This window comes from Endobacterium cereale (assembly GCF_009617585.1).
GTDB lineage: Bacteria > Pseudomonadota > Alphaproteobacteria > Rhizobiales > Rhizobiaceae > Neorhizobium > Neorhizobium cereale.
Genome location: NZ_WIXI01000037.1, coordinates 1 through 12,971, shown reverse-complemented (window position 1 = coordinate 12,971; position 12,971 = coordinate 1). Strand labels below are relative to the sequence as shown.

Below are 12,971 nucleotides of genomic sequence, written 5' to 3'. Positions count from 1 at the left end.
CAGCGTCTCGTCCGCTACCGGACAAACCGAGTTGCGGGGAACTTTGAGATATGGCGCTTGTTCATCGCGTGAGGTCGAGTGATCAGCCTCACCCCCAGCCGACGAAACTTTAGCCCAGCTTCGAGGAATACAGATGCAAAACTCCGACCAAAGCACATCGCGTCGAAATCGCAAATTAGAAGTGGACGGGCGTCAGCCTAAACTCTCCTTCGTTGGCTTTGCCGCCTATGTGGCGCTTGCAACGGCGATGGGTGGGGTTTTTGTTTGGATAGTTATCTACGGCGCATTCGGCAATTGATGCTGATCATCGAAGGCCAGGGCATGACTACTTCGTTTTGAAGTCTCATCAATGCGAACAAAACCAAAAGCGTTGCTAGTGGTTCCGAAATGTCCACGCCAACGGAAGGAACAGCGGGACCAGCGCGTGCGAAGGCTCTAAATAACGGCCTCTTGCAATCTGATCGAAGGTCCGCGACATCGATCGATAACTGCCTGACGCGACTATCATACTGAATTCAGACTTCGCTTCTCGCGTCACTGGCATAAGCTACGAGTAGACTGTACTCGCAAGCTTAATGAATTTTGTGAAAGTCTCATCGTTTTTCGGACAACGATGAAACTTTTTACTACCGGCCCAGTTCGCTGCCTTGAGATGCCCGGATGAGGCTTCGTCGGTTGTGACTGGAGATGTAAGTTTGGGTGTCTCGTCCATTGATCGTCTTCCAACTTGCTCGCTTCGGCGAGCCCTTTTTTTAAAGGACGGGACATGCCCTGGTTCATTCCGCTTATCGTGGTCGCGTTACTGAGCGCCTGTAGCGCCACCCGCTCGGGACGGCCGGTTATTGACAACGGGATCGCTCCCATACCGGGCAGCGTTACATACGGCGGTCAACCCCATACCAAATTATCGAAAGCGCCGGTCGGAAGCGGCTTCAGCCACGAGTTCTATAATCAGAACGGCAACCGAGTGGTCGAGCGATATGTAATACAACCCGATCGCTCACTCAAAATTACGAGCCAGGAAATCGTCAACTTACCAGAGAACAATAATTGAGGTAGCTCTGATCATATATTGCAGCAGAACGACGATCGGTCCCTTCGCGAGTGTGCATCACCTTTCGCCTACGTGCTATGAGAACCTGCGCAGTCGAAGGTTCCGATCGCACCAGCGATCGTAGCTTTGTCTCGACCACCGAACGCCCTACCAATTTCTCCATAACCAAGGGCAAATTCCTGCCGCACCTCCCAAATGAGCAGACGACGCGCGGCGACCACTCGCTTTGAGGAGCAGCGACCAACTACGTCCCCGTAGCATACTTCCAACTCGATACATCGTCTCTTTATGTATTTTACCTCGGCGCGAACCCGTCGATTTGCAACATGCAATTGGTAGGCTCGAACATGTGCGTCGAAATGGATGGGGCTTAAGCTCCACCGAGGCGGATGCTCGAGAACTGACATGCTATTTTTCGTTGTCGAGGCCGAACGATGGGCAGCGTTTGCCAGTCTCCTCTGGCGTAGCTTATGGTCACGTAACAACCGGGAATGATAAGAGGTAAGATCTAACTTTTTGAGGGTCATCGCATACATCTTGGCGCAGTCGTTCCGGCCTTCGGAAAGGCCTGACACTGTATGATGAACGAAAGGGAGTTCGCTTCGAGACCAAGCTGTCTCGCGCGAATTCTCAAGAACGACAATCCAGCCGCTTAGGAGCCATAGCTCCGCGATCGCCGACCTCAGATGCGCATTGAAAGGCCTGTTTTCAAGTATTGTGGTCGCAGACTTCACCTTTTTAGCCGCGGTCAATTTCAGTTTAATCCAGCCATCAGGGGTACCCGCACCTTGTTGGTTGGGTGATCAAAGGAACTAACGCCGCGCAGCAAGTTCGTTATCAAAACGGAAGTCGACACCACCATGAATGGTAAGAATGAAACGGTAGAAAAAGCAGTGCGAACGAAAACCAGGTTTGCGGAAAGGGTAAGATCGATAGCGGACTAAGTTCGTATTTAGCTAAAATTCAGCATTCTCATTTAACGGTCATCGCCAAAGCAATGCGAGCGAAATTAATTATGACTGCCACCTCGACCGTAACCAAACCTCTCTGGCGCAAGATTACCCTTTATGGATGCGGGGCTGTGCTTTTCACTAGTGCTGCCATTGGCGGTGTCGCTTGGTATGAGCAGCGAACAATGAACGATAGGGCGCTCTACAACAAGGCAGCGAGCGACCTGCAAGTCATCCAGACGGACATGGACGCTATCCAGAGATCTGCCTCAGCATTGGCCCTCGTTATTGCTGGCGAGCCCGACACCCCAGCGCTGATTGCCAGCAATGATCGCCAAGGGTTGATCAGCAAACTGTCGAAAAATCTTACTGCCATGGCCCAAGCCGGTGGGTTGCAACTCGTCACGATCGCCGATGGTAAAGGCAACGTTGTCGCTCGCATGCACGCCCCTGACAAATTCGGTGACAACTATATGGGTCGCCGCAAGACGGTCGCATCGGCCATCACGTCCGGCAAGCTTGCCGCTGGTATCGAACCCGGCAGAACGGGGATCGGCATCTACGCTGTCGCCCCAGTCATTGTTGACGGCCAAGTGGTTGGCGTGATCGATATCGGAACGGAGCTCTCGAATCCCTATTTCACACCTCTGGCGGAACGACTCGGCGCCGAAATTTCGGTCAATGTCCTGTCTGAGGGCGAGCTCGTAAACCAATCCTCGACCGACGGGAACCAAGCATTCCTAGACAACTCATCCCTTCAAGACGCATTCGAGGGTAAGCCGGTCTTTGAACAGGACGTCCTCGAAGGCCGTGACATGTTCATCAAAGCTGTTCCGTTTAGCTCGTTCGCCGGCGAGAAGATTGGCGTCATCGAGGTGGGGACTGACGCGACTGAAATCCTTGCAGGTGCCCGAGCCTCCCTCTGGACTATGCTCGGCGTCACGCTTGTCATTTCGCTGATCGCCCTGACCGCATTCTTTCTTTTCGCCAAGTCGCTCGGCAGCGCTATCGGTCGACTGACTTCTACCATGGGACGCCTTGCGTCAGGCGACCTTACCGCCAACATCGGAGGCGAAAATCGTCCCGATGAAACTGGCGCCATGGCGCGCGCGGTGCAGGTGTTCAAGGACAACGCGCTGAAAACGAAGGAACTGGAACGCCAGGCTGACGAGCAGCGCAGCATGACCGAAGAACAGCGCCGCCAGAACGCTGAGGAGGCGCGCATTCGCGCCGAGCAGATGGCGGAAGCCACCGACGGGCTCGCGACCGGCCTAAAACACCTGTCCTCCGGAAACCTGACATTCCAGCTCGACCGGCCGTTCGCACCGGACTTCGAAAGCCTGCGCGCCGATTTCAACTCCACCGTAGAGCAGCTACGCGATACGCTGGGTTCGGTCGCGCAGGCGACAAGCTCGATCGACAGCGGTTCGCGCGAAGTGAGCAATAGCGCCGATGACCTGGCTAAGCGTACTGAGCAGCAGGCGGCTTCGCTGGAAGAGACAGCGGCCGCCCTCGACCAGATCACCGTCAACGTGACCAACTCCTCCAAGCGGGCAGAAGAAGCCCGCACCGTTGCCATCCAGGCCAATGAAAGCGCCCGCCAGTCCGGCGCAGTCGTTGCCGATGCCGTGCAGGCTATGGGCCGTATCGAAGAATCCTCGGGACAGATTTCCAACATTATCGGCGTGATTGACGACATCGCCTTCCAGACCAACCTTCTGGCGCTCAACGCCGGTGTTGAAGCGGCTCGCGCCGGTGAAGCTGGCAAGGGGTTTGCTGTCGTCGCGCAGGAAGTGCGTGAGCTCGCCCAGCGTTCGGCCAAAGCTGCGAAGGAGATCAAGGATCTCATCGGAAAATCCTCGATCGAAGTTGGCACTGGTGTCAAGCTAGTGCGGGAGACGGGGGAGGCGCTGCACGCAATCGAAGCTCATATCGTCACGATCAACCAGCATATGGATTCGATCGCCACCTCCTCGCGTGAACAGTCGGTACGTCAACCAGATGGACCAGGTGACCCAGCAGAACGCCGCCATGGTGGAAGAGGCCAATGCCGCCGGCGCGACGCTCGCCACCGAAGCCGGCCGGCTGCGCGAGCTGATTGGCCAGTTTCAGCTTGGTCAGACCCAAGGCATGGCCAACCCCTCGTCTGCCCTGCGCCAGACCGCCGCGATCATGGCAGCCTCATCCCGCTCAGCACCGGCCGCCTCCCCGGCTCGCGGCATGGTCGGCAAGATTGCCAGAGCTTTCACAGGCCGAGGTGGTCCGGCGACCGCGGCGGCGACAGATAACTGGGAAGAATTCTGAACACCGACGGCGCCTATGGAGGTCGACTGCTAGCGCGGCCTCCATACCAGTTCACGACTGGCATGCATCAGCATTAACGCACCTTCACAATCAATTACTCTCGCGTTCCACCATATCAAGCTCTTAAATGTGTCTGGACAGTTGATTGGGAATCGCCTCCCAGCTATTGCAGGCATCTCTAATTAAGATAAGGTCAAATCATTCATATGCGTGATGATCCCGGGTCGGTGTTCAATGAGCCCGCACTTTTCCTGCAGGCCCTCGCAAATGGCCGTCGGCTCCATGTCCTGACGTTGCTCAATCAAGCTGAGTGGGACGTAACATCACTCGCCGCCGCTGTGGGTTTGTCTCAATCTGCGTTGTCCCAACATCTGGCAAAGCTGAAAGCCGCAGGTCTTGTCACCATCCGGCGGGAAGCTCAAACGATTTGGTATCGTTGCAACTCCAAAGCCGTGAACGATATTTTGATGCTGCTCGCATTGAAGTTCCACGTTCCAGCGGATACGTCTGAGGCCGCGTGAAAGAGCTGCAGTAAATCATCGCGCCTCGAACAGCCGCGCTGTCTTTGAAAAGCTGGATAGCATTGCTCTGCCAAAAATATTCCATTAACGTGGGCCGCTGTGCCGGTCACTGGATAGCTATGGAAAATGACTGGCCGCGATCTTTTGAGGTCGATGCTCCCTTGACGAAATTTAGTCGAATCGAATATGCGCAACTTGTGTAGGACGCTGGCATGACGCCGCTCGTCTCGCTCATTGAGAAAGGCTGCAATCATGATTATTGCCGCCTTTCTCCTAACTTTTCCCGCGCCGCATGATCCGCTTCAGAAACACCCACAACCAGCCTATATACGTGAATCCAAACCACGTCTTATACGTCACCTCCTTTGAGGAAGATGTATCGATCGTCGCGCTTGCAATCGGTGGGGCAGGAGAACAACCACACACTGTTCATATTCGTGGAAGCGCGGAAATAGTCCGGGCAAAGCTTCTGACTCACAGAGCAAACACATAAGTGCGAAAGTGGACGCGGCGGTAGTCTCCTCGCCGAAGAAACCATGCGGCAGGGTCTTGAGCTGCCACACCTCAAATGAATTCTGAGATGCGAAAACGAACGGTTACATGCTTGTCATTGACTAGCGGTACTGGGATAGCAACATGACCAACTCAACCATGTTGTTGGCCGCACACAGGAATGCATCGATGGCGACTGGTACTGTAAAGTTTTTCAACGACGAAAAGGGGTTCGGGTTCATAACTCCGGAAACTGGCGGACAGGACGTATTCGTCCATGTCTCCGCACTTCAACGCGGCGGCTCGTTGCGGGAAGGTGACAAGGTCAGCTTCGAGATTGGTCAGGACCAGAGGACTGGCAAATCAAAGGCGGAAAACGTTTCGGTCATTTGATAGCAGCGGCCATGAACCAGCTCTAAAGCAGCTGGTTCATGTTTCAGATTCCCATCTGTTATTCGGAAAAGGCATTCGATCGCTGATCATGTGCGAAATCCGCACGAAGCTATCCGCGCGCAGCGTTCTCAATATGCCAACCGAAAAGCCAGGCGTCGGCTTTTTGCAACCAGTTGTCCCGCTCATATCGACATGTTGATTTGTTCAGGTATGGAGCGATGGGGTTCTCAGCCGTCGAACGCCCGAGCACTCGCGCGTTCATGCCGCGCTGTTGCCAATCGAGAATGACTTGTTCATCGAACTTCATATCGATCCTCATTTGCGAGCGGCGCCCATATAGGGCTTTCGCCTTCTCTGCAGATCGAAGCTTGCGCGGAGCTTGCCGGTTTGTCCATCTGTCTGGATCACGTTTCGGCTTATGCACAAGCAGTATCCAGTGTTTCCTTGAAAAATCTGCTTCAGCTGTGGGGATCCCGCCTATCCGAACGCAGTGTCGCTTCGTTGAGTTAGCAACTAGGTGCATAGCCCGGAAGGTCGAAACGCGCCCCTGCTGGACATTCGGCTCATAGACGCCCTCTGCCACGTGTCTCAGTTCGAGAATTTCCATCGAACCACTCTCGGCGGCAGGCATCTCCGTTTTCTTGAAGTCGGGCGGCGAAGTGCTGGTTTCCTTCACAATAAAGTACAAGCTGCCAGCCGATACTTCATCAACGCCGCGGGACGTGCGGGTTGCGCCCTGCCCAGAGGGTGGACGCCCCAGTGTCCACTATTGATCGAGCGCCTTCCAGCACTAAGAGCCGTTTTCCCCAGCCTCAGTTTAAGAAGTGATTATTCATGCTGAGACTACGGGGGAACAGGAGACTTCGACGTGAGTTGTCCTACTTCACGTCCCAACTGGAAATATCACGATGTTGGTCGATATTTTGGCAGTCACGGTTGCCGCTCTGGTAACAGCGGTCGGCGTTGGTCTTATAGCACTTTCTCTAAGGAATCCTCCCGCAGAGGAGGATTAGGACTTTCGTGTTTTAGCGCTGAGAGGGTGTGTTGAAGATCCTTGCATCGATCTTCGGGTTGCGGAGAACACCGCAGATCCAATAAAGGCGCGTTGACCCAGCCGGCGCATGTTGCACCGTCCCGACCGTGTCAGTTCACAGGAGCCCACGCAGTGAAAAACGACCGGAATTATTATCTCATCGGTTTGATTGCAATTGTCGTCGTCACGGCCGGGGCCATAAGCCTCCACAAGGCGGGGCAGCAACGCACGACGGACCACGATCAGACGGTATCCGATGTTTCGCTCCCGCCAGCTAGGATAAACTAGCCCGGGATAGGCTGACTGTCTGCGCATCTAGCTCGGTTGTCGTGTGGATCGTGAGCAGCGATGCATATCACCCCTAACGATCTCAGCGGATACCGAGCTGTGACTCGCCGTGGCACAATGCAAATCTCATCTGAAGTATTCGAAGCTGAATGGCCCAATATCGGCAGATCGTCCGGCTAATGAACATCAGACGGACTGATTGACTATCTCTTCGAAAACAGAAACGGATGTAGCCCGGCCTTCAATGAATACGGCGGCGCCGCTGTTAGCAGCAACGAAGGAGCTGCAGCATTCGTTTGTTCAGCAGTTGATCCTTGCTGTGGCCCTGTCTTCGATCGCCCACTGCTAGCGCAAGTTGGCAGGAGACAAGGCTGTCGTAATTCTGTCATCAGCAAAGTTGTAGAGCCATCACATCGGAATTTTGGGGCTGTGGGATTGGACGCTATGGCAACTGAGGATCAAACAGCTTTACGCCCTCATGGGTCCGCATCCGAAGTGCTTTGGGCATTCCTGAAACTAGGCCTGACATCCTTCGGTGGCCCAGTCGCCCATCTCGGCTATTTCCGCGACGAACTCGTCATTCGTCGAACGTGGCTAGATGAGAAGTCTTACGCCGATCTTGTCGCGCTTTGCCAGTTTCTTCCCGGACCCGCCTCAAGCCAGGTCGGATTTGCGCTCGGCCTCATGCGCGGCGGCCCAATAGGAGCGCTTGCCGCGTGGACCGCTTTTACCCTTCCGTCAGCGATCATCCTTGTCCTGTTCGCGATGGCTGCGACCGCGCTCGACAATCCGGTCGGCCAAGGCTTGCTACATGGTCTCAAACTGGTGGCCGTGGCAGTCGTCGGCCAAGCCGTCTGGGGAATGGCAAAGACCCTGACGCCTGATCGCACACGCTCAGGCATAGCTCTTGCTGCAGTCGTCGCCGTCACCTTTACCGGCGTGTTCGGACAGCTTATTGCCATCATAGTCGGCGCGCTGGCAGGTCTCGTCCTGTGTCGTGAGCCAGACAGGAAGACCATGGGGGAGCTGTCCTTCCGTGTCTCAAGGACCACAGGTGCCGTCTGCCTGGTGACATTCGCAGCGCTCCTCATTCTGTTGCCAATAATTGCGGCCAGTAGCGGCTCGCAGTCGCTGAACCTCTTCGACGCTTTCTATCGGTCGGGCTCGCTGGTGTTCGGCGGGGGACACGTCGTTTTGCCGCTTTTGCAAGCCGAGGTCGTTCATCTTGGCTGGGTGCCCGAAAACACCTTCCTTGCCGGCTATGGGGTTGCTCAGGCGGTTCCCGGCCCACTGTTCACATTCGCCGCCTATCTTGGCGCTGTTATGGACCCAGCTCCTAGCGGGCTTATCGGGGCCATGATCTGCCTGGTAGCGATCTTCCTTCCCGGCTTCCTGCTCCTGGTTGGCGTTCTTCCCTTCTGGGGAGCGTTGAAACGGCTACCCTTGGCACAAGCTGCGATGCGCGGTGCGAACGCCGCAGTCGTCGGCGTGCTGGGCGCTGCCTTGTACAATCCAGTCTGGACGAGCTCCGTACTGACGCCGGTGGACTTTGCTATAGCACTTTCCGGCTTCTTGCTGCTGGTTGTCTGGAGAACATCTCCATGGATCGTCGTCGTGCTTATGGCGGCTGTCACCGTTCTCCTTCAGATGCTTTGACGCCCGAGCTATCAGATCGACTTGAGCGAAACCCGCTTCTCCAGCTCGGCCGCCTCTTCCTTCCGTTCGCTATAGCGGTTGGTCAGATAGGACGACGCATCGCGCGTGAGGATGGTGAACTTCACCATTTCCTCGCAGACATCGACGACCCTGTCGTAGTAGGACGATGGCTTCATCCGGCCATCGGCGTCGAATTCCTGAAACGCCTTTGCCACGCTGCTCTGATTGGGGATGGTGATCATCCGCATCCAACGGCCGAGGATGCGCAACTGGTTCACAGCGTTGAAGGATTGGCTGCCGCCCGAAACCTCCATCACCGCCAGCGTCTTGCCCTGGGTGGGGCGGACGGAGCCGAGCGACAGAGGAATCCAGTCGATCTGCGACTTCATGATGCCGGTCATCGCGCCGTGGCGCTCCGGACTGATCCAGACCTGGCCTTCCGACCATTGAGAGAGGTCGCGCAGCTCTTGAACCTTGGGATGGCTGACGGGTGCTTCGTCCGGGAGCGGCAAGCCGGCGGGATCGAATATCCGCACCTCGCATCCGAGGCGTTCGAGCAGGCGACGGACTTCAAGGGCAAGAAGGCGACTATAGGACACTTCACGGAGCGAGCCATAAAGGATCAAGATCCTGGGCTTGTGGGTCGAGAACGCCGGTCGGAGGGATTCTGGCGCGATCGGCTGAAGGTGGTCGTCGTGAAGTGCGGGAAATGTCTCAGACAATTCGCTTTCCTTCCTGGTCGAGGACCTGTTCGCCGTCTTCCTTGGTGAACGGACCCGAGAATGCGTCGGCAGGCAGAATGTCGAGCACGACCTCTGAGGGGCGGGCAAGTCTGGTGCCGAGCGGCGTCACGACAAGTGGGCGGTTGATCAGGATGGGGGTGGCGATCATCGCGTCCAGCAACTTGTCATCGGTGAGGTCCGGATTGTCGAGGCCGAGTTCCGCATAGGGCGTGCCCTTCTCACGGATGGCTTCGCGGACCGTCAGGCCGGCATCTGCGATCATCGTGGAGAGCTGCTCGAACGATGGCGGGTTCTGCAGATATTCGATGACGGTGGGTTCGATCCCGGCGGCGCGGATGAGTGCCAGCGTGTTGCGGGACGTGCCGCAGGCCGGATTGTGATAGATGGTGGCGTCCATGGTCAGGGCCTTTCGATGATGGTCTTGCGGGAAACGGCGGGCGATGCCTCGTACCAACCCTTCGAGCGGTTCACGATCCAGACGACCGAGAGCATGACCGGCACTTCGATCAGGACGCCGACAACGGTGGCGAGTGCCGCGCCCGACTGAAATCCGAACAGGCTGATGGCGGCGGCAACCGCAAGTTCGAAGAAGTTACTGGCACCGATGAGCGCTGACGGCCCGGCGACGCAATGGCGCTCGCCAGCTATGCGGTTCAAGAGATAGGCCAGCCCGGAGTTCAGATAGACCTGGATCAGGATCGGCACGGCCAGCAACGCTATGATGGCCGGCTGGGCGATGATCTGCTCGCCTTGGAACGCGAAGAGCAGCACGAGCGTGGTGAGGAGCGCGACGAGCGACATCGGCTGCAGCTTCGCAAGCAAGCGGTCGAGCGCACCCGTTGTGCCGTCGGCTGTCAGGTAGCTCCGCAGCACTTGTGCGATGATGACGGGAACCACGATGTAGAGCGCCACCGACAGGGCAAGCGTCGCCCAGGGCACGGTGATGGCCGACAGTCCGAGCAACAGGCCGACGATTGGTGCAAAGGCGACGACCATGATCGCGTCGTTCAAGGCAACCTGCGACAGGGTGAACAGCGGTTCGCCGCTCGTGAGGTTCGACCAGACGAAGACCATGGCAGTGCACGGCGCTGCCGCCAGGATGATCAGGCCTGCTATATAGGAGTCGATCTGGTCTGCCGGCAGATAGGGCCGGAAAAGCCAGCCGACGAACAGCCATCCAAGCAGAGCCATCGAGAATGGTTTGATCGTCCAGTTGATGATCAGCGTGACGCCAATCCCGCGCCAGTAGGAGCCGACCTGCGTCAGCGAACGGAAATCGATCTTGAGCAGCATCGGGATGATCATCAGCCAGATCAGGATCGCGACGGGTATGTTGACCTTGGCGATCTCGGCGCCGCCGATTACCTGGAAGACGCCGGGCATCAGGTGGCCGAGGGCAACGCCGATTGCAACGCAGAGTAAGACCCAGATGGTCAGGTAACGTTCGAAGGTGGACATCAGGTGGACTTTCCTTGCGGTGGTTTCGGGCCGTCCTTAACGAGGATGGCAGCCGTTGAAAAAGAGCGAGCGATATTGTTCATGCCGACAAACAGCACGATGCAGGTCTAGCCAGTCATGGTCATTGTGCGCGTTACGTGGGAGGCCGGTTGAGTCTCATAATGGTCGCCGACGACGGGCAAATGGAAGACAGCTGTCGGGTCGCGAGTACCGCAGCCGGCACGATGGTCCGAGGCACCTCGGTAAATCCGAGAGTAGAAAAGAACGGCGTAGCGCTCGTCGTCGCGAGGAAAACGTCGCCGCTGCATTCGACTCTCTGCAAGGTCTCCCGGACCATCGCTCGCCCGAGACCTTGGATGCGATGTTCAGGCAGCACGACAACAGATCGTAACAGTGCGTCGCCCGCGCAGCGCTCGATACCCGCATAGCCGATCGTATGGCCAGCGTCGGAAACGGCTCTGAAAAACGTGCGGCCCTCGTCATCAATGTCATCGGTCGGTAAGTCCGCGGCATGGAGCGCCACGCGGAGACCCTTGTCCTGACCGGGCACCTCGATAAGGGTGACCGTGCTCAACATGGCTTCGCCCCCGGTTCGCAGCAGGGCGTAAGCTCGGCGATGAGGGGCGCACAAAGCTCAGTCGAACCACCACAGCAGTCCTTAACCAGGAACAAGGTTAGGTCACGCAGTCCGTCGAGGTCGGCCCGATAGATGATTGACCGGCTCTGCCGCTCGCTTTTGACCAGCCCCGCACGCGACAGGGTCGCGAGATGGGCGGACATAGTGTTTTGCGGGACATCGAGCAGTCGGGCAAGTTCGCCTGCTGGGACGCCATCTGGTTCGTGACGCACGAGCAGACGAAACGTCTCGAGTCGGGTGGCTTGAGCCAAGGCTGAGAGGGCGACGATTGCGTTGTTGCTTTCCATATATCCAGATTAATGGATATCTAAGCCCTGTCAACCCGATGAGCCAAGTGCCCTTTTTAATAGCTTGAACCAGTAAGAACCGTCAACACCCACGTTATCTGCTAAGACGCTGACGCCGTTTATTTGCAACCTCACACTATCGCTCAATCGTCTTCCGCGCTGCCACAGCTCTGCAAATGGAGATGTAGACGCAAAGCAGATATTTCAGCATGAAACTATTAGCTCCTCGAACGCGTAATTTGCGTAAGGCCATCGAACGAGGCCGGTTCAGTAGATGCTGCATCTTCTGCAAAGTTGACTTTCAGAGGATGAAAGAGACCCGCTATCGCGGCCAGGCGGCCGGTGGGATGGATTTGGTGAAGCTATGGATTGCAGAGATAATCGCAGTCGGACTGGAAGCCGTACAACCTCGCTGGTTCGCGCATGAACGGTGAACGGGCAGTTATTGACCCACTGACCCAGGCTTCCGTTACGATCGCTTGGATCATTCTGCTGAACAAGCCATTCTACCCACTCTATGTCTGGTATCTCGCTGGCAATGGCGTGATCGCGTCGCTCGCCACTTTGATCGCCGCTCCCTTCTATCTCGCGATCCCGCTCATCGCCCATCGTTCGTCACTTGCGGCACGGGTCGCCCTTCCCGTTATCGGAACGCTGGACACGCTGTTCGAGACAAAACTGTTTGGTCAGGGGTCCGGCACGGAACTGTTCTTTGCGGCCTGCATCATGCTGGCAGCGCTTTCCTTCCGGGACCAGGAAAGATGGTGGCAGCGCGGCGTTGCCGTTGTAGTGTTCGGCGTCTTCATGATTTCGCGTAGCTCTGCAGGATCGCCCCTGTATCACTGGTCAGATCAGGATCTGGCCGCGTTCTTCAATCTGAACACTTTTGCAGCTGCGAGCCTGACGACCTTCATCGCCTTACGTTACGCAGGCAGCAGAGACCGTGGGACTTAAAACACCGGACAATTGTTAGCTTGGTCAGAAGACTTAATAGGGAGGAAGGCGATGAGGATATTTTCGAAACTGTGCGGTGTGGGAGCTTTTGCGACAATGACACTGTTCGGCACTGCCGCCGTGGTATCCGCCGAGCCCAGTGTCGTCGCCGTCGGCAAAGAGCACTACCGCGGAACGTGGCTGGAGATCGGCCGCACCCCG

General features: G+C 56.7%; 12 protein-coding genes and 1 pseudogene. 7 read left to right on the top strand and 6 right to left on the bottom strand.

Annotated features, from left to right (window positions below; genetic code table 11):
- Positions 1–133: 133 nt before the first annotated feature.
- The 5 genes and pseudogenes from GAO09_RS06655 to GAO09_RS06630 all read left to right on the top strand — a co-directional run bounded on the left by GAO09_RS06655 (position 134) and on the right by GAO09_RS06630 (position 5,714).
- Positions 134–298 carry a hypothetical protein gene (locus tag GAO09_RS06655; RefSeq protein WP_153353263.1) on the top strand — a complete coding sequence of 55 codons (165 nt, stop codon included), beginning with the start codon at positions 134–136 and terminating at the stop codon, positions 296–298.
- A gap of 468 nt (positions 299–766) precedes the next feature.
- A complete protein-coding gene (locus tag GAO09_RS06650; RefSeq protein WP_153353262.1) occupies positions 767–1,054 on the top strand; it encodes a hypothetical protein in 288 nt (95 codons plus the stop codon).
- Between the two features lie 1,015 nt (positions 1,055–2,069).
- Positions 2,070–4,308: pseudogene (locus tag GAO09_RS06640) on the top strand (methyl-accepting chemotaxis protein).
- A gap of 206 nt (positions 4,309–4,514) precedes the next feature.
- Positions 4,515–4,829: an ArsR/SmtB family transcription factor gene (locus GAO09_RS06635; RefSeq protein ID WP_153353259.1), complete on the top strand. Its 315-nt coding sequence runs from the start codon at positions 4,515–4,517 to the stop codon at positions 4,827–4,829.
- A gap of 681 nt (positions 4,830–5,510) precedes the next feature.
- Positions 5,511–5,714: a cold-shock protein gene (locus GAO09_RS06630; protein ID WP_153353258.1), complete on the top strand. Its 204-nt coding sequence runs from the start codon at positions 5,511–5,513 to the stop codon at positions 5,712–5,714.
- 109 nt (positions 5,715–5,823) lie between these two features.
- Here GAO09_RS06630 and GAO09_RS06625 read toward each other — a convergent pair whose 3' ends face one another.
- Positions 5,824–6,402: a CrpP-related protein gene (locus tag GAO09_RS06625; protein ID WP_153353257.1), complete on the bottom strand. Its 579-nt coding sequence runs from the start codon at positions 6,400–6,402 to the stop codon at positions 5,824–5,826.
- A gap of 1,077 nt (positions 6,403–7,479) precedes the next feature.
- Here GAO09_RS06625 and chrA point away from each other — a divergent pair.
- Positions 7,480–8,691 carry a chromate efflux transporter gene (chrA, locus tag GAO09_RS06620; protein WP_153353256.1) on the top strand — a complete coding sequence of 404 codons (1,212 nt, stop codon included), beginning with the start codon at positions 7,480–7,482 and terminating at the stop codon, positions 8,689–8,691.
- 11 nt (positions 8,692–8,702) lie between these two features.
- Here chrA and arsH read toward each other — a convergent pair whose 3' ends face one another.
- The 5 genes from arsH to GAO09_RS06595 all read right to left on the bottom strand — a co-directional run bounded on the left by arsH (position 8,703) and on the right by GAO09_RS06595 (position 11,816).
- The gene (arsH, locus tag GAO09_RS06615) at positions 8,703–9,413 is read right to left on the bottom strand and encodes an arsenical resistance protein ArsH (protein WP_153353255.1); all 711 of its coding nucleotides are present in this window, start codon (positions 9,411–9,413) and stop codon (positions 8,703–8,705) included.
- Entirely contained in the window at positions 9,406–9,831 is a 426-nt protein-coding gene (arsC, locus tag GAO09_RS06610; RefSeq protein WP_153353254.1) for an arsenate reductase (glutaredoxin), read from the bottom strand. Before arsC ends, arsH begins: the two co-directional genes overlap by 8 nt.
- Positions 9,832–9,833: 2 nt before the next feature.
- The gene (arsB, locus tag GAO09_RS06605) at positions 9,834–10,892 is read right to left on the bottom strand and encodes an ACR3 family arsenite efflux transporter (RefSeq protein WP_153353253.1); all 1,059 of its coding nucleotides are present in this window, start codon (positions 10,890–10,892) and stop codon (positions 9,834–9,836) included.
- A gap of 133 nt (positions 10,893–11,025) precedes the next feature.
- Positions 11,026–11,469, bottom strand: a complete 444-nt coding sequence (arsN2, locus tag GAO09_RS06600; RefSeq protein ID WP_153353252.1) for an arsenic resistance N-acetyltransferase ArsN2 — start codon at positions 11,467–11,469, stop codon at positions 11,026–11,028.
- Positions 11,463–11,816: an ArsR/SmtB family transcription factor gene (locus GAO09_RS06595; protein WP_153353251.1), complete on the bottom strand. Its 354-nt coding sequence runs from the start codon at positions 11,814–11,816 to the stop codon at positions 11,463–11,465. The genes arsN2 and GAO09_RS06595 overlap by 7 nt, the downstream gene beginning before the upstream one ends.
- Positions 11,817–12,239: 423 nt before the next feature.
- On the opposite strand from GAO09_RS06595, the gene GAO09_RS06590 reads away from it, so the two are divergent.
- The gene (locus tag GAO09_RS06590; RefSeq protein WP_153353250.1) at positions 12,240–12,770 is read left to right on the top strand and encodes a hypothetical protein; all 531 of its coding nucleotides are present in this window, start codon (positions 12,240–12,242) and stop codon (positions 12,768–12,770) included.
- Positions 12,771–12,971 lie beyond the last annotated feature (201 nt).